We start from the raw sequence: 16,534 nt of genomic DNA on the forward strand, positions 1-16,534 counted from the left end.
TCACTTCTCTGGAGTTGCGAGTACTTCTGGAGTCGCGAGCTCTTCTCGCGTGGCAAGACGGGAGCGGCGGTGGCCGTACCCGAAGTAGAACACGAGCCCGACCGCCATCCAGACCCCGAAGACCACCCAGGTGACGGCGGACAGGCTGCCCATCATCCAGATGCAGAACGCGAAGCCCAGGGCGGGCAGCACCGGGGAGAGCGGCACGCGGAAGGTGCGGGGCATGGCCGGGCGGGTCCGGCGCAGCACGACCACTGCGACGTTGACCAGGGCGAAGGCGAAGAGGGTGCCGATGCTGGTGGCGTCCGCGAGCCGGCTGAGCGGGATGGCTGCGGCGAGGACCCCGCAGAACAGGGAGACGATGACCGTGTTGGCGCGGGGCGCGCCGGTCTTCGGGTGGACCTTGCCGAACACCTTGGGTACCAGCCCGTCCCGGGACATCGCGAAGAGGATGCGGGTCTGGCCGTAGAGCACGGTCAGCACGACGCTGGCGATGGCGATGACGGCGCAGGCGGCGAGCAGGGTGCCCCAGAAGGACTGACCGGTGACGTCGCGCATGATCTGGGCGAGCGCGGCCTCCGAGTCGTTGAACCGGCGCCAGGGCTTCGCGCCGACGGCGACGGCGGCGACGAGGACGTACAGCGCGGTGACGATGACGAGCGAGAGCATGATGGCCCGCGGCAGGTCCCGCTGGGCGTTCTTGGCCTCTTCACCCGCGGTGGAGGCGGCGTCGAAGCCGATGTAGGAGAAGAAGAGCGTGGCACCGGCCGCGCTCACGCCCGCCATGCCGAGCGGCATGAAGTGCGCGTAGTTCCCGGACTTGAAGCCCTGGATTCCGATGGCGCAGAACAGCACCAGCGCGGCGATCTTCACACAGACCATGACGGTGTTGGCACGCGCGGACTCGCGGGCACCGCCCAGCAGGAACGCCATGGCCAGCAGGACCACGATCAGCGCGGGCAGGTTGAAGACGCCGCCGTCGCCGGGCGGCGCGGAGAGGGCGTCCGGGATGGTGACGCCTATGGTCCCGTCGAGCAGTTCGTTGAGGTACTCGCCCCAGCCGACGGCCACGGCGGCGACCGAGACGCCGTACTCCAGGACCAGGCACCACCCGCAGATCCAGGCGATCAGTTCGCCCATGGTTGCGTATGCGTACGAGTACGAGGACCCGGCGACCGGGATGGTGCCCGCCAGCTCGGCATACGAGAGGGCCGACAAGAGCGCCGTCAGACCGGCGATCACGAAGGACAGGGTGACGGCGGGACCGGCCTTCGGCACGGCCTCTCCGAGGACCACGAAGATGCCGGTGCCGAGGGTGGCGCCGATGCTGATCATGGTCAGCTGCCACAGCCCGAGGGAGCGCCGCAGGACCCCTCCCTCACCCTGGCCGCCCTCCGCGACCAGGCGTTCCACCGGCTTGCGACGCATGAGGCGCGCGCCGAGGCCCGGAGGCGGCGGGGCGTTCGTGGTGCGGTCCTGCGGGGGTGCGCCTTGGTCGAGCACGCGCTGACTCCTTCGTCACTGCGGTCAGCGCGGCGGGGACCGGCGGCACCCCCGCGCGAGCAGGAACCCACCGAGCGGGGTCCCTGCCACGCCACGTACAGGGCATGACCCTACGGGCCGGGCCTTCGCAGGCGAAATGCAGCAACCTTGCGCATACGTGCAAGATCGTTGCGTGCATCGCATCCCGGCGGGCGTTCGTTGCACGGGGGCTGCCGGACGTTGCGTACGGCAGCTCCTTCACCAGGAAGGTGCGGGCGTCGACGCACTCGCGCCCGGCGCCGCCCGCGCCCGGATCAGCCGGGGGCCGATCCAGCGCATCGCCGTGTGCCCTACGGGCCGGCCGTCCAGCCGGGCGAGCGGAGACGTGCAGTCCCCCGCCTGCTGCCGGGCGAAGCGCCGGGCGTGGAACGAGGTGCCTCCGGGCGAGGGATGTACTGGTCGAGCAGCGCCACATCGGCGGCCCGTCAGACGGTGATCTCCGGACCCGCGAACGGCCCCCGAACATCCCGAGGGACCAACGGGGGCCGTACAGAGGGGAGTTGCCTCAGATCCAGCTGGCGTGCAGCGGCTGGCCCTCCGCGTAGCCGGCCGCGCTCTGGATGCCGACCACGGCCCTCTCGGCGAACTCCGCCAGGGAGTTCGCCCCGGCGTAGGTGCAGGAGGAGCGGACGCCCGCGATGATCGAGTCGATCAGATCCTCGACGCCGGGGCGGGCCGGGTCGAGGAACATGCGGGAGGTGGAGATGCCCTCCTCGAACAGGGCCTTGCGGGCGCGGTCGTACGCCGACTCGTCCGACGTGCGGTTGCGGACCGCACGCGCGGAGGCCATCCCGAACGACTCCTTGTAGAGGCGGCCGTTCGCGTCCTGCTGCAGGTCGCCCGGGGACTCGTAGGTGCCCGCGAACCACGACCCGACCATCACGTTCGACGCGCCGGCCGCCAGCGCCATGGCGACGTCGCGCGGGTGACGGACACCGCCGTCGGCCCACACGTGCTTGCCGTACTTCTTCGCCTCGGCCGCGCACTCCAGGACCGCGGAGAACTGGGGCCGGCCGACGCCGGTCATCATGCGGGTCGTGCACATGGCACCGGGACCGACTCCGACCTTGATGATGTCCGCGCCCGCCTCGATCAGGTCGCGCACGCCCTCGGCGGCGACGATGTTGCCGGCGACGATCGGGACCTGCGGGTCGAGGGCGCGCACCACCTTGATCGCGCTGATCATCGACTCCTGGTGGCCGTGCGCCGTGTCGATGACGAGCGTGTCCACGCCCGCGTCGAGCAGCTGCTTGGCCTTGCCCGCGACATCGCCGTTGATGCCGACGGCGGCGGCGATGCGCAGCTTGCCCTGCGCGTCCACGGCGGGCGTGTACAGCGTGGCGCGCAGGGCGCCCTTGCGGGTGAGGATGCCGGCGAGCTTGCCGTCCGTGTCGACGGCGGGCGCGTAGCGGCGGTTGGCGTGGTCGAGCCGGTTGAACGCCTCACGCGGGTCGATGTCGGCGTCCAGGAGCAGCAGATCCCGGGACATGACGACCTCGAGCTGCGTGAAGCGGTCCACGCCGGTCAGGTCCTGGTCGGTGACGACGCCGACCGGCCGGCCGTCCTCGTCGACGACCACGCCGGCGTTGTGTGCGCGCTTGGGCAGCAGGGCCAGTGCGTCGGCGACGGTCTGGTGCGGGGCCAGCACGATCGGGGTGTCCAGGACGTGATGGCGGCTCTTCACCCAGGAGACGACCTCGGTGACGACCTCGATCGGAATGTCCTGGGGGATGACGACGAGGCCACCGCGCCGGGCCATCGTCTCGGCCATGCGGCGGCCGGCGATGGCGGTCATGTTGGCGACGACCAGCGGGATCGTGGTGCCCGTACCGTCCGGGGAGCCGAGGTCCACACCCTGCCGCGAGCCGACCGCACTGCGGCTCGGGACCATGAAGACGTCGTCGTACGTCAGGTCGTAGGAAACCGGAGATGACTCTACGTGGCGACCGGTGCCGGCCTCGAGAAAACGCATGGACCCATTTTTTCACGCGACATGACGCAGGTCACTCCCACGAAGACACAACAAAACACCCCCGCGATCATGTATTCCTCCAAGGAGGTACGGGGGCTGCCGTGCCGGGCAGGAACCTGCCTTACGACAGAACATTACCCATGCAGCTACGTGCACAACAACTTGCTGCACGCGCGACGGCTGGCGGCCCGGCTCCGGGCTGCGGCACGGTAATTCATGTGGCCGCCGGACGGATATACCGCGGCGCGGCCGCAACATGCCATTCCCATCCGCCTTTTCGTTGCCGACGCACGGATTTCGCGCTGAGTAGAACGAATTGAGGAACGATGCAGAGTCTCCACATACCGACCGAAGCAGAAGCCGATTCCGTGGCCGAAGCCCTCTCGTCGGCGGACATCGGTGGGCAGTGCCGCACGCATTCGGCGAGCACCCCCGAGGAACTGCTGAGCGCTCTGCCGCTGACGGGGGACGCGGTCCGTTCGGTGAGCGCCGGTCGCCGCACGGCCCGCCGTGTGCTGAGCGGGGACGACGACCGTCTGCTCGCCGTGGTCGGACCGTGCTCGATCCACGACGTGAACGCCGGACTGGCGTATGCGAAGTCGCTGCGCGAACTGGCCGGCGAACTCGCCGAGGACCTGGCGGTGGTCATGCGGGTGTACGTCGAGAAGCCCCGCACGACGGTCGGCTGGACGGGACTGCTCGCCGACCCGGCGCTGGACGGCAGCCTGGATCTCGAACGAGGGCTTCGTACCGTCCGCACGCTCATGCTGGAGATCGCCGAGGTGGGCCTGCCCATCGCGACGGAGTGGCTGAGCCCGGCGGCTCCGGCCTACCTGGCCGACCTGATCTCCTGGGGGGCCATCGGCGCGCGGACCGTGGAGAGCCAGGTGCACCGGCAGCTGGCGTCCGGTCTTCCCATGCCGGTGGGCATGAAGAACGGCAGCACCGGCTCGGTGGGGGTCGCCGTCGACGCCATCCGGTCGGCGGCAGCCCCGCACGCCTATCTCGGCCACGACCGGGAGGGCGGCCCGGTGACCCTGCGCACGAGCGGAAACCCCGACTGCCACGTGGTGCTGCGAGGCGCGGCGGGCCGGCCCAACTACCGGGCTGCGGATGTCCGCGAGGCGGCCCGACTGCTGTCCGCGGCGGCGCTGCCGACCGGCCTGGTCATCGACGCGAGCCACGGCAACAGCGGCAAGGACCACGAACGACAGGCCCTGGTCGCCCGCGAGATCGGGGCTCAGGTCGCGAGCGGCGACACGGACATCCGCGGCGTCATGCTGGAGGGCTTCCTGATCCCCGGGCGCCAGGAACTCGGGCCCGGTGAGCCGGTGTTCGGCCAGAGCATCACCGACTCGTGCATGGGATGGGACACCACCGTCGAGGTGCTCCACGATCTCGCGGCCGCGGCCCGCAGGCGCCGCGCCGTGACGGCCGTCGCGCCCTGACGCGCCGTCTCCGCACGCCGCGCACCTCACCCGCACGCCCCTCGCCGCAAGGAACAGGAGAGCGAGCATGCTGGACATACCCGCGCTGGGTCCGGCCGGACCCTACCGGACGCGGAACCGCATCACCGTGCCCGGCGCTTCGGGCACCCCGGCACTCCAGCTGTCGGCCGTGCCGGGCCTGGCCGTCTCCCACTGGATCGACCAGCTGCGCGCCGCCGCGCCGCTGCCCGCCGTGGAGATGGCGGACATCCTCGGCAAGGCCGCCGACGTCTTCGAGAACCACGAGGTCCTGGGAGAGGGACTTCAGGCCCACGAGCGGCGGGTCTCGGAACTGACGGGCACACCCCTGCCCGTCGTACGCGAGTGCGACCGGCTCATCACGACGACCCTGCGCGATCCGGTACGGATGCCCAGCGCGGCCCGGCCCACGGGCTGCGCGCCCCTCGGCACCGCCGTGCCGGACGCGCCGTGGGCCGGCGCCGTGTGGCGCCGCGCCGGAGACGTCCTCGCCGTGCAGGCGGCCGGCAACAGCCCGGGAGTGCACGCCATGTGGCCGGAGGCGCTGGTCCTCGGCTACCGCGTCGTCGTCCGCCCCTCCAACCGCGACCCGCTGACCCCGCTGCGACTGGTCAGCGCCCTGCGGGAGGCCGGGGTCCCGGCGACCCAGCTGGTCATGGCGCCCTGCGACCACGCCACGGCCCACCTGATCGTCGAGCGCTCGGACCGCGCCGTGGTGTACGGCGGCCAGGACGTCGTCGACAGGTACCGCGACCGCGCGGACGTCCGGCTCCAGGGGCCGGGCCGCTCGAAACTGGTGGTGACCGCCGACGCGGACCGGCGCACCGGACTCGAACTCGCCCGCACGGGCGCGCTGTACCACGCGGGAACCGCGTGCACCGCGACCACGGGTGTGCTCGTCGAACACGATCCGGCGGGGTTCGCCGCCGCACTGGCCGCCGCGCTCGGCACCGTGGCGCCGGCCCCTCCGCCGGACGACCAGGCCCTCCTGCCGTGCATGCCCGAGGACACCGCCGCCCGGCTGGTGGCGGCGGTCCTGGACCGGGCGTCGGAGGCGACCGTGCATCTGGCGCCGCGTGTCGAACGACTCGACGGCGAGGGCTCACCGGTGGCGGTGACGCCCGCGGTGGTGGAGCTGGGCTCCGCGAGGGACCCGCTGCTGTCGCACGAGATGCCCTTCCCCTGCGTGTGGGTCGCGCCGTTCGAGCGCGCCGCCGTGGACGTGCTCGACGGCTCCCTGGTGCTGGCGCTGCACACCGAGGACCCAGGGCTGGTCGCCGAGGCCTCGGAGCTCGCCTCGGTCTCCAACATCCACCGGGGCAGGCCGACCTCGTGGACCCATCCGGACGTACCGCACGACGGGTTTCTCGGCGAGTTCCTGATGCGCGCCAGGGGACTGGCCCTGGACGGACGGACCGCCGCACCCCGGCAGAACAGGAGTGAAACATGAAGATCAATTCCCGTAGCGACCTCGACTTCATGGAGCGGATACAGCAGGAGGTGGCCGCTCACCGCCGGGCGTCCCCCTCGGACGACGCCTTCTACGCGTCGAAGCTGGCCGGTGTCTGGCACCGCGCGGAGCAGACGCCCGCCTACGCCTCGCTCGGCGCGTTCTCGATGCCGGCCTTCCTCGACCGGGGCGCGACCTCGAAGGACGACCTCAAGAGCCGGCCGCTCGACTATCTGCGGGTACCGGTCGACGAGGGGTTGAAGTACTACCAGACCACGGGGACGACGGGGGCTCCCACGCCCACGCCCCGCACGGCGCAGGACATGATCGCCAACACCGTGTCCGTCGCCGAGACCTGGCGCGCGCTGCTGGCGGACGGCGATCACCGCGCACTGATCCTGCTGCCCTCGGACATCGTGCCCGTGGCCGATCTGATGGTCGGCGTCTGCGAGTTCCTGGGGATTCCCCACGTCAAGGCGTATCCGTACACCACCGGCATCTCCGACTGGGACCGCATCCTCGGGCTGTGGGAGGTGTTCCGGCCGACCGTGCTGTTCGTGGCGCCCGGTGTGCTGCTGGAGTTCTCCCAGGTCGTCAAGCGGCGCGGCCTGCTGGACCGGTTGAGCGAGTCCGTCGAACTCCTCATGCTGCTCGGGGAGGTGAGCACTCCCGAGCTGCGCACCATGGCCGGACGCTGGTGGAACGCGCGGGCCTACGACGCCAGTTACGGCAGTACGGAGAGCGGCACACTGGCCGCGTGCTGTGCGCGGGACCGGCTGCATCTGCTGCGCGGGGCCAACTACTTCGAGATCGCGGACGAGGACGGCATCGCACCGGCCCAGGCCGGACGCGAGGGCCGGCTCGTCGTGACCCCCCTCAACAACGACGCCCGTCCCCTGATCCGCCTCGACATGGGCGACGAGGTCTCCCTGAGCGACGGCTGCCCCTGCGGTGAGGACACCCTCGTGGTGACGGTCCACGGACGGGGCGGCGACGGAACCGAGATCAAGGGCAGCCGGGTTCGCACCCGCGACCTCGAAGGCCTCGTCTACGCCGGCGGCGAGGTCATGGGCTACCTGATCGAGGTCGACGAGGGCGGCACCTGGGCCCGGCTGCTGCTGGAGCGCGACCCGGGCACGGACCGGGACGCCGAGGCCGCCAGGAACGACCTCATCCAGCGGCGCACGGACGAGCACCTCGGCTTCCGGTGGGACGAGGTCCGCTTCGTCAACCGGCTGCCGGTGACGACGAAGAGCGGCGGTTCCCAGAAGAGCTGGAAGCGCTCCAACTTCCGCGTGGTCGGCGAGGTGGTGCCGACATGACGTACGACGTGCTGCACGGCTCCTCCGGGGTCGTCTCCGGGGAGTCCGACCTGTGGTGCACCTACGCGGCCGTGCGGACCCTGCGCTGGCTCGACCGCGCCGGCGACCTGCCGGACCCACAGGCCGCCGCCGGTTTCCTCGCCTCGCGGCAGAACTCCGACGGCGGGTTCGCGTGGTCGCCCGGCATGAGCTCCGACGCCTGGGCCACCTACTACTGCACCCAGGCCATGGCGGATCTGCGCACCGGCGACCGGGCCGGGGCCGGCGCCAAGAGCTCCGCCTGGGTGTGGAGCGCCGCCCACCCGGACGGGGGGTTCGCGATGACCCCCGGTCAGGCATCGGACGTGTGGGCCACCTACTACGCCGTACGCACCCTCGTGGAGATCTACGGCGAGCAGCCGCCGAAGGCGCTGTTCGACTGGCTGGCGGCCCTGCAGGCCGAGGACGGCGGACTGGCCTGGAGCCCGGCCCATGCGAAGGACGGCGCCTGCGACGTGCGGGCCTGCTACTACGCGGTGACCGCCTGGCACACGGCCACCGGCGGCCGGGGCCCGCTGCCGTGGGACCGCGAGCGGCTGACGGGCTGGCTGAGGGACCGGCAGAGCACGGCGGGCGGGTTCACCTTCGGGGCGGGCGACGAGACGGACTGCCTGTGGGCCACGTTCCGGGCCAGCAGCGCCCTGAGCCGGCTCGACGAGACCCCGCGGGACCCGGCGGGCTGTGTGGCCTGGATCCTCGACCGGCTGGAGCCTGGCGGATCGTTCACCCGTTGGCCGGGCTACCCCGTGCCGGACGTGTGGGCCGCGTTCTGCGGGGTGGGAGCACTGCGCGAACTGGGGGCCCCGATCGACGGCGTCGCCGACGGTGTGGTCGAGACGGTGCTGTCCTTCCGCACGGAGCAGGGCGGCTTCACCTATCGCACTCCCGCGCTCGCCTCGGACGTGCTCACCACCTCCGCCCACCTGATGGCCCGCCGCTTCTCGGACACCGGCGAGCACGACGCCCTGCGGTGGACGGAGAGCTGCGTGCTGCCGAACGAGAACGGAATCATGTACATGCCCGGCCGGGGCAGTGAGGTGCGGTGCACCCTCTGGGCCCTGTCGGCGGGGGCGTTCGAGGACGACGCCCCGGCCCGCGACCGCATCGCGGACTGGCTCACCGGTGCCATCCAGAACCCCGACGGCGGATTCGGGTACTGGGAGGGCCGCGCGTCGGACATGGTGTCGACGTGCGCGGCCGCCGAGATCCTGCACCGGACGGGCGGGACCTCCGGCGCCGCCGGCCTGCGGGACGTGGCCGGGTTCGTGGGGGACTGTGCGACCGCACCCGGCGAGTACGCCAACGTGCCCGGCGGCCGGGCCGCGCTGCGCAGCACCCTGCAGGCGCTCAGGGCGCTGAACCGGGCGGCCGGGGCCGACAGCGCCCTCGTCGCCGAGGCGCTCGCCCGGCACCGGGTCCGCGGCGGCGGATTCGCGAACGAGGGCAACCGGGTCCCCGATCTGCTGAGCACCTACGAAGCAGTGCTGGCTGCGGACACGTTCGGCCTCCAGTGGGACGCGGGCCATCTGACGAAGTTCCTGGACAGCGTGCGCGCACCGGACGCCGGATTCGCCTGGACCCCGCTGATGGCGACGAGCGGCGGCCCGCTCGCGGACTGCCTGGGGCGGCGTCTGGAGCTGCGGCTGTCGCCCGAGCGGCAGGCACTGCCCCCGCTGACCCTCTCGTGAAAGGCGCATCGTGCCGACCGTCGAAGTGAACAGCACCCCGCTGACCCCCTCCGCCCGGCTGAAGGCCGCGCTGCGCCTCACCCGGTGGATGGCGGCACACGGTTCGAACGCCGCTCACGTCGTCGTCTCCTTCCGCACGGACGAGCCCATGACGTACTTCGCCGGCGGGATGCCACAGACGACCTACCAGGACGACGCGAGCCAGGGCAGGCACGCCCGTTGGGCGGCCGTCGTGTGCCACGTCCATCCCGACCGCGACCACGCGTACCGGGCCGAGCTGGCCGAGGAGATCCGGGAGGCGCTCGGTCTCGACGCCGACACCGCCCACCTGATGGTCCGGTTCGAACCCACCCGGCCCGACCGGGTCTTCCACCTGGACTCGGGGGCGATGACGAGCGGCGGCCGGCAAACGGCCGACCGCGGACAAGAGAAAGGTCTCCGACATGCACACCACTGACCAGACCACGGCACAGACCCCGGCACAGACCGCAGCACAGACCCCGGCGCAGACCACGGACCGGACCGCCGGCGGCACCCCCGAACTCGCCGCCGACCGCGCCGAGATCGGCGCGCGCGTCCGGGCGGTCCTCGACAGGCGCTTCGGCGATGCCGCCAAGTCACTGGCCACGGACGCGGACCTCACCGACGCGCTGCCGGGGTTCGACAGTCTCGCGGCCCTCGAGTACGTCAACGCCGTCGAGCACGAGTTCGGCATCGAGGTCGACTTCGTCGGCGACGACGTTCGCCACTGGTTCAGCACCCTGGGCCGGACCGTCGAGTACGTGCGCGAGAGCATCGAGGACCAGGCGGCATGACGGACGCGACGGCTCGTACGGCGGGCTCCCGCACCGGGGGCCACGGGGAGATCCACTTCGACACCTCCGGCAGTACCGGAGCGGCACAGCGCTGGTTCCGGCTTCCGCGCCAGATGGAGCGTGAGGTGGAACTGGTCGGCACCGGTCTCGTCGGCACGGTCGACCGCGTGGTCAACTACGCCCCGCCGCGGCACCTGTTCGGCGCCCTGTTCGGGCAGTGGCTGCCGCACATGGCGGAGGTCCCCGTCCACCAGGCGTGGACCGACCCGTTCGCGCCCCTGCCGGTCCGGCCCGGCGAGAGGGTCCTGGCCGTCTGCATCCCGATGGCCTGGGACCTGCTGCGCCGCGGCCTGCCGGTGCTGGAACGCGCGCGCTCGGTCGTCGCCCTGCACAGCTCGGCTGCCCCGCCACCCGCCGCCCGGGGGCTGGTCCGCCGAGCCGCCCCACTGCTGCGGGCGCACGAGATCCTGGGGTCGACCGAGACCGGGGGCGTCGCCCACCGGCCGATCCTCCCCGGGGCTGGCGACGCCGGCCAGTGGCAGGCCTTCAGCGACGTGTCCTTCGTCCGCGACACGGATCCGCCGCCCGCGGGGGCGGAGGAACTGGTGGTCCGCAGCCCACGCCTGGCCCGACCGGAGAGCGGAACACGGCCGCCCGACCGGTGGGCCACGGGCGACCTGGTGGAATTCACCGGCCCCAGTGCCTTCCGGCTCATCGGACGCAGCAGTTCCCTCATCAAGGTGAACGGGGTCAAGGTTCATCTCGCCGGGGTCGACGAGCGGCTGAGCGCCCTCCTGCCCAGGATGGAATGCGCCGCGCTGCCGCTGCCCGAGGACTCGATCGCCGGAGAGGGATACGTGGTCTTCTTCTCCCCTCGAAGCCACGCCGTGGACGTGGCGGACATCAGGGCGGCCCTCCGGGATTTCCCGGGGCCGTCCCGGATCGTGGAAGTGGCTGACATTCCACGGACGCCGACCGGAAAACCGGACCGTGATGCGCTGCTGGCGCATCTCTAGCCGTCCGCCGCATCTCCAGCCGTCCGCCGCATCCCGTTCCGGAAATCGGATCGGTCTGCCGGAGATCCGGCACCTCCCAAAAAACCCGCTCCCTTTCGACACGACGAATCATTGGAGGGTTCGACTCTGTCCAGGTTGATCGTGGTGACCGGCGCGAGCGCCGGCATCGGCAAGGCCACGGCGAAGCGGTTCGCCGAGAACGACGACAAGGTGATCCTGATCGCGCGTCAGGAGAAGCGGCTCGCACAGGCGGCGCGTGAGATCGAGTCGAGCGTGCCGGGAGCGGACGTGGAACCGCTCGTCCTCGACATGTCCGACGCGGAGTCGGCCGGGATCCTGCGCGACCGTGCCGGTGCGGCGGAACTGCCCCTCGGCGGACTGCTGTGCTGCGCGGGCGCGGTCCCGGCGCCCGGGGACAACGACGACGGCGATGTCGGGCCGGCCCTGACGGAATGGCAGGAGGCGTACCGGTCGAACGTCATGACCTCCGTCGTCGCCGTGGAGGGCCTGCTCCCCCTGATGACCGACGGCGGCAGCATCGTGCTGTACAGCTCGATCGCCGCCTACCGGGGATCCGGTGGGACGGGCGGGTACGGCGCCGCGAAGGCGGCCCTCCACAGTTACGTCCACACCCTCGCGACGCGCCTGGGGCCGCGCGGCATCAGCGCCAACGCGATCGCGCCCGGATACGTAGCCGACACCGACCTCTTCGGCGGCAGCCTCCCGGCCGCGCGGGAGACCATGCTCGTCCGGCAGACCGCGCTGGGACGCGCGGGAGCCCCGGCGGACGTGGCGGAACTCGGTTTCTACCTGTGCTCGAAGGCCGGTGGCTACCTCACCTCACAGATTCTCCAGCTCAACGGCGGCTCTTCGCACGGCGTTTGACGTGCCCGGCCGGCGTCCACGCCCCCTTCTTCGACCTTCCCCCCGTCGCCCCCGACCCGAGAAAGCACGGTGACCTGCCATGAACTCCCGCGAACAGGCCGACGCACACGTCCGCGCCATGATGCGCTGGCACTTCGACCCGGCCACGGGTTCCCGTTACTGGCTGGAGCGCCGCGACCGGCTGGGGTTCGACCCGGTCGAGGACGTGCGCTGCGTCGACGATCTGCTGAGGTTCCCCAACCTGGTGGACGAACTCCGGGACGTTCCGGTCGAGGACCTGATCCCCCGCGGCCTGGATCCGACGGAGGAGGTGACCGCCGTGTACGAGAGCGGTGGCACCACCGGTGCCCCCAAGCGCTTCGTCATGTTCGAGAGCTGGTTCGACCGGTACATGGCCTGGGAGGACTCCCACCACCCCGACGACGGCACGGGACACACGCTGGCCGTGGCGCCCAGCGGCCCCCACATGCTCGGCGAGTACTCCAGGAGGATCGCCCGGGCCAGGGGCGGGATCCGGTTCTCCATCGACCTGGATCCCCGCTGGGTGAAGCGTCTCATGGCCGCCGGGGACACCGCCGCCGCCGGCGCCTACGTCGACCACCTCGTCGACCAGGCCGAGCTGATCCTGCGCTCGCAGGACATCGCGTTCCTGATCACCACGCCACCGCTCCTGGCCCGCCTGGCCGAACGGGCCGAGGTCCGCGCGCTGATCCAGGAGAAGGTCCGCCTGGTGATCTGGACCGGAGCGCACATGGACGCCGACACCCTGGACTACCTGTCCACGGAGTTCTTCCCCAAGGCGCGCTTCAGGGGGTCGTACGGCAGCACCTCCGTCCTCAGCGGCACCGTGCAGCGCCCCGACCCGGAGGGCACCGGCGACGTGGTCTTCGACTCGTACGCCCCGTTCGTCCTGTACCGGGTTGTCGATCCCTCCTCGGGCCGGCCGGTCGAGTTCGGCTCGGAGGGGGCCGTGGTCATGAACCACCTGACCGAGTACGGCCTCGTGCCCAACAGCCTCGAACGCGACCTGGCCGTACGGGTCCCCAGCCCCACGGGAGTCGGGGACTCCCTGCGCAACGTCCGGCCGCTCGCCGAAGCGGACGGCCGCAAGCTCGTCGAGGGCGTCTACTAGGGACGCTCCGCTCGCAGGAGGGAGGAGCAGTAGTCATGCCTCACATGACCACCGTCCGGCACCTGGAACTCGACGGGACCGGCCTCTCGCCGTCGTCGGTCGGCGCGGCCGCCCGCCGTGACGACGGCGACACCCGGGTCACGCTCGCTGCCGCGGCCGTCGGGCCGATGGAGGCTTCCGTCAGGCTCAAAGACACGCTGCTGGACGGGGAGATCCCCGTCTACGGCGTGACCACGGGCTTCGGCGACAGCTGTGTCCGGCAGATCTCGCCGGACAAGGCGCACGAGCTCCAGCGCAATCTCGTGCTCTACCACCTCAACGGCACGGGACCGGCGGCCGTGCCGGAGGTCGCCCGGGCGACCATGATCATCAGGGCCAACGCGCTGGCCAAGGGCGTCTCGGCGATCCGGCCGCAGACGGTCGCGACACTCCTGGAGTGTCTGCGCCGCGACGTTCTGCCGCTGATTCCCGAACGCGGTTCGGTCGGCGCCAGCGGCGACCTGGTGCCGCTGTGCTACCTGGCCGCGGCCCTGATCGGCGAAGGGCGGGTCCTGCACCGCGGCACCGTGCGTCCGGCGCCCGACGCCCTGCGCGACGAGGGCATCGAGCCGCTGCGGCTCGCGCCCAAGGAGGGCATCGCCCTGATCAACGGCACCTCCTTCACCGCCGCGTACGCGGTCCTCGCCGCCGCGGAAGCCCGGGAGCTGACGTTCGTCGCCGAACTCGCGACCGCCATGGCCCTGGAGGCCCTGCACGGCAACGCGTCGGCGCTGCATCCTTTCGTCCACGCGGCCAAACCGCACGCCGGCCAAGTCGAGTCCGCCAGGGTCGTCCGTACCCTGCTGGCGGGGTCACGGCTCGCGACGTCCTTCGAGGACATCCTGGTGCGCCGCGAGCGGCTCGCCGGGCGCGGTTGCCTCCGGCTGAACGAGCGGATCCAGGACAAGTACTCGGTGCGCTGTGCACCGCAGATCATCGGCATCGTCCGGGACACGCTCGACTGGACGGAGAAGTGGCTCGGCACCGAGATCAACTCCGCCACCGACAATCCCCTGTTCGACGTCGAGGAATCCGGACTCCACCTCGGAGGGAACTTCTACGCGGGGCACGTCGGGCAGGCGATGGACAGTCTCAAGACGGCGGTGGCGGGGCTGGCCAATCTGCTCGACCGTCAGCTCGCGCTCGTCGTGGACGAGAAGTTCAACGAGGGGCTGCCGCCGAACCTGGTCCTCGCACGCCGCCCGGACGATCCTGAGGCGGGGCTGCACCACGGGTTCAAAGGGATGCAGATCGCGGCCTCGGCCGTCACCGCCGAGGCACTCGGACGGACAGGGCCGGCGTCGGTGTTCTCACGCTCAACGGAAGCGCACAACCAGGACATCGTCAGCATGGGCCCCATCGCCGCCCGTGACGCGCGCACCGTGGGCGGCCTGGTGCGCGAGGTGGCGGCCATCCATCTGCTCGCCCTCGCCCAGGCCATCGACCTGCGAGGAGTCGAACGGGCGGCCCCGGCCGTCCGTGCGGCGCACGAACTCATCAGGAGGCACAGCGCCTTCGTCAGCCGTGATCGCAGGCTGGACGAGGACATCGAGGCCGTGGCCGGCCTGATCGGGAGCGGTGCCCTGCGGCGCGCCGCCGGGTTCGGCGACGAGGTCCCCGCGGACCGAGCCCACCTCACCGAACCCGCCTGACGACATCGAAGCACCGCGTCGGCGCGGTGCCCGACCGAGGAGTGTCACACATGTCCGAGAAGCACCCCGAGAAGCACGCCACGAAGCACGCCACGAAGAAGCTCGCCCTGCTCGCGGCGGTCGGTGCCGGGGCACTGGCCCTGGGAACGTCCTCCGTGCTCGCCTCTCCCGCGCAGGCCTCGCCCGGGAAGGTCATCGACCTGGCCGTGCGGAACGACGGGGTCGTACACACCGATGTCGGTGACCGCGGGCTGAGCGTCGGGGACGAGTTCGTCTACGCCGACAAGCTGTTGCGGCACGGCCGGCAGATCGGTGAGGACGGCAGCTCCTGCCAGGTGACCCGGCTGCACGGCGAGAAGATCACCACCAACTGCGTCCTGTCGGTCCAGCTGCCGGACGGACAGATCACCGCGCAGTCGCTGTGGACCAAGGGCGCCGAGACCGTGCGGATGGCCGTCACCGGTGGCACCGGCGCCTACCGCGGCGCCACCGGCGAACTGACCTGCAACCGCATCCAGACCCCGCACGAGACCTACCGCATCGAGCTGGACCGTTGAGCGGACGGCGCCCGGGACCGATGCCGCTACCCGCCAGGACGCCACCTGCCGGTCTCCTCGGAGAACGAGGCCTGTTCGGGGCTGGGGCTCGCCATGTCCAGCAGCAGCATCGCGTCGTGATCGGGGGTGCCGGGCACCGCCTGGTAGGTGACGAGACGCTGACCGTCCGTGCGGAAGATCGACATCACCTCGAAGGCCAGTCGCATCGAGCCGACCTCGGGATGCTGGAAGTGCTTCTCGCCGCCACCCCGTGCCTGGACGTCGTACCGCTCCCACAGCCGCGCGAACTCCGGGCTCTTGACCACGAGTTCACCGACCAGCTCGGCAAGCTCCGGCATGTCGGGATCGGCACCCGCCATCGCCCTCAGGTGAGCGGCGCTGTGCGCCGCCATGTCCTCCCAGTCTCGGTAGAGCCTGCGGCCCATGGGGTGCAGGAACATGTAGCGCGTGAGGTTCCGGCGTTCCTTCGGCCAGTCCGTGAGACCGGGGAAGAGACGCAGCCCGGGCCGGTTGGCGGCCAGCAGGTCGTTGGCACGGCTGACGACGTACGCCGGTGAGGGACGCAGTGTCTCCAGCAGGGTACGGACCGACTCCCGCACGGCGCGCGCCGGGCCCGGAGAGGGCGCCGGTGCCCGGCCCGCGGCGAGCGCCACCAGTTCGTGCAGCCGGTTCAGCGCCTCGGGCGAGAGCCGCAGTGCCTCGCCGAGCGCGGAGACGACCGCGGGCGAGGGGTGGGTCTCGCGGCCGCGCTCCAGTCTCGTGTAGTAGTCGAAGCTGACCCCGGCCAGCGTCGCGAGCTCCTCGCGGCGCAGCCCCGGAGTCCGCCGGCTGCCGGTGCCGCCGGGCAGGCCCACGTCCTGAGGGCGGATCCGCTCGCGGCGGGCACGGAGGAAACGGCCGAGTTCCGTACCTTCACTCATCCCTCCAGTGTCGCAAGAGACCGCGCGAACAGGCTGGCC

The 16,534-nt window shown here is 71.5% G+C and carries 14 protein-coding genes; 11 read left to right on the plus strand and 3 right to left on the minus strand.

The features are described 5' to 3' along the window. The gene (locus LJ657_RS27590) at window positions 1-1,503 is read right to left on the minus strand and encodes an amino acid permease (protein ID WP_232651456.1); all 1,503 of its coding nucleotides are present in this window, start codon (window positions 1,501-1,503) and stop codon (window positions 1-3) included. Window positions 1,504-2,047: 544 nt separating this feature from the next. Further along, on the minus strand, window positions 2,048-3,514 hold the full coding sequence (locus LJ657_RS27600; protein WP_232651457.1) for a GuaB1 family IMP dehydrogenase-related protein: 1,467 nt from the start codon (window positions 3,512-3,514) through the stop codon (window positions 2,048-2,050). Window positions 3,515-3,882: 368 nt separating this feature from the next. Between LJ657_RS27600 and LJ657_RS27605 the strand changes: the two genes are divergently transcribed. From LJ657_RS27605 to LJ657_RS27655, 11 genes are all read left to right on the plus strand, one after another. Beyond that, complete coding sequence (locus LJ657_RS27605) at window positions 3,883-4,962, plus strand: 3-deoxy-7-phosphoheptulonate synthase (RefSeq protein WP_232651458.1); 1,080 nt, start codon at window positions 3,883-3,885, stop codon at window positions 4,960-4,962. A 67-nt stretch (window positions 4,963-5,029) separates the two neighbouring features. Next, window positions 5,030-6,430 (plus strand): aldehyde dehydrogenase family protein, encoded by a 1,401-nt coding sequence (locus LJ657_RS27610; RefSeq protein ID WP_232651459.1) that lies wholly within the window; start codon window positions 5,030-5,032, stop codon window positions 6,428-6,430. Continuing rightward, on the plus strand, window positions 6,427-7,752 hold the full coding sequence (locus LJ657_RS27615; protein ID WP_232651460.1) for a phenylacetate--CoA ligase family protein: 1,326 nt from the start codon (window positions 6,427-6,429) through the stop codon (window positions 7,750-7,752). Before LJ657_RS27610 ends, LJ657_RS27615 begins: the two co-directional genes overlap by 4 nt. Beyond that, window positions 7,749-9,479: a prenyltransferase/squalene oxidase repeat-containing protein gene (locus tag LJ657_RS27620; protein ID WP_232651461.1), complete on the plus strand. Its 1,731-nt coding sequence runs from the start codon at window positions 7,749-7,751 to the stop codon at window positions 9,477-9,479. Before LJ657_RS27615 ends, LJ657_RS27620 begins: the two co-directional genes overlap by 4 nt. A gap of 10 nt (window positions 9,480-9,489) precedes the next feature. Next, entirely contained in the window at window positions 9,490-9,936 is a 447-nt protein-coding gene (locus LJ657_RS27625) for a hypothetical protein (protein ID WP_232651462.1), read from the plus strand. Further along, window positions 9,923-10,294 carry an acyl carrier protein gene (locus LJ657_RS27630; protein WP_232651463.1) on the plus strand — a complete coding sequence of 124 codons (372 nt, stop codon included), beginning with the start codon at window positions 9,923-9,925 and terminating at the stop codon, window positions 10,292-10,294. Before LJ657_RS27625 ends, LJ657_RS27630 begins: the two co-directional genes overlap by 14 nt. Further along, window positions 10,291-11,310 carry an acyl-CoA synthetase family protein gene (locus LJ657_RS27635; RefSeq protein ID WP_232651464.1) on the plus strand — a complete coding sequence of 340 codons (1,020 nt, stop codon included), beginning with the start codon at window positions 10,291-10,293 and terminating at the stop codon, window positions 11,308-11,310. The genes LJ657_RS27630 and LJ657_RS27635 overlap by 4 nt, the downstream gene beginning before the upstream one ends. Before the next feature lie 144 nt (window positions 11,311-11,454). Continuing rightward, window positions 11,455-12,195 (plus strand): SDR family NAD(P)-dependent oxidoreductase, encoded by a 741-nt coding sequence (locus LJ657_RS27640; RefSeq protein WP_232651465.1) that lies wholly within the window; start codon window positions 11,455-11,457, stop codon window positions 12,193-12,195. A gap of 79 nt (window positions 12,196-12,274) precedes the next feature. Then, a complete protein-coding gene (locus LJ657_RS27645; protein ID WP_232651466.1) occupies window positions 12,275-13,327 on the plus strand; it encodes an acyl-CoA synthetase family protein in 1,053 nt (350 codons plus the stop codon). Window positions 13,328-13,362: 35 nt separating this feature from the next. Further along, complete coding sequence (locus LJ657_RS27650) at window positions 13,363-15,018, plus strand: aromatic amino acid ammonia-lyase (protein ID WP_232651467.1); 1,656 nt, start codon at window positions 13,363-13,365, stop codon at window positions 15,016-15,018. Between the two features lie 50 nt (window positions 15,019-15,068). Then, complete coding sequence (locus LJ657_RS27655) at window positions 15,069-15,575, plus strand: allene oxide cyclase barrel-like domain-containing protein (RefSeq protein ID WP_232651468.1); 507 nt, start codon at window positions 15,069-15,071, stop codon at window positions 15,573-15,575. 26 nt (window positions 15,576-15,601) lie between these two features. On the opposite strand, the gene LJ657_RS27660 is transcribed toward LJ657_RS27655, so the two are convergent. Further along, window positions 15,602-16,495, minus strand: coding sequence for a helix-turn-helix transcriptional regulator (locus LJ657_RS27660; protein WP_232651469.1), 894 nt, complete (start codon window positions 16,493-16,495; stop codon window positions 15,602-15,604). Window positions 16,496-16,534: the final 39 nt, after the last annotated feature.

This window comes from Streptomyces guryensis (assembly GCF_021261325.1).
In the GTDB taxonomy this organism is placed as follows: Bacteria; Actinomycetota; Actinomycetes; order Streptomycetales; family Streptomycetaceae; genus Streptomyces; species Streptomyces guryensis.

Coding starts and splice junctions, on each gene's coding strand:
- LJ657_RS27615 (WP_232651460.1), top strand. CDS start 6,427: ATGAAGATCAATTCCCGTAGCGACCTCGACTTCATGGAGCGGATACAG.
- LJ657_RS27660 (WP_232651469.1), bottom strand. CDS start 16,495: ATGAGTGAAGGTACGGAACTCGGCCGTTTCCTCCGTGCCCGCCGCGAG.
- LJ657_RS27610 (WP_232651459.1), top strand. CDS start 5,030: ATGCTGGACATACCCGCGCTGGGTCCGGCCGGACCCTACCGGACGCGG.
- LJ657_RS27655 (WP_232651468.1), top strand. CDS start 15,069: ATGTCCGAGAAGCACCCCGAGAAGCACGCCACGAAGCACGCCACGAAG.
- LJ657_RS27635 (WP_232651464.1), top strand. CDS start 10,291: ATGACGGACGCGACGGCTCGTACGGCGGGCTCCCGCACCGGGGGCCAC.
- LJ657_RS27645 (WP_232651466.1), top strand. CDS start 12,275: ATGAACTCCCGCGAACAGGCCGACGCACACGTCCGCGCCATGATGCGC.
- LJ657_RS27620 (WP_232651461.1), top strand. CDS start 7,749: ATGACGTACGACGTGCTGCACGGCTCCTCCGGGGTCGTCTCCGGGGAG.
- LJ657_RS27630 (WP_232651463.1), top strand. CDS start 9,923: ATGCACACCACTGACCAGACCACGGCACAGACCCCGGCACAGACCGCA.
- LJ657_RS27600 (WP_232651457.1), bottom strand. CDS start 3,514: ATGCGTTTTCTCGAGGCCGGCACCGGTCGCCACGTAGAGTCATCTCCG.
- LJ657_RS27650 (WP_232651467.1), top strand. CDS start 13,363: ATGCCTCACATGACCACCGTCCGGCACCTGGAACTCGACGGGACCGGC.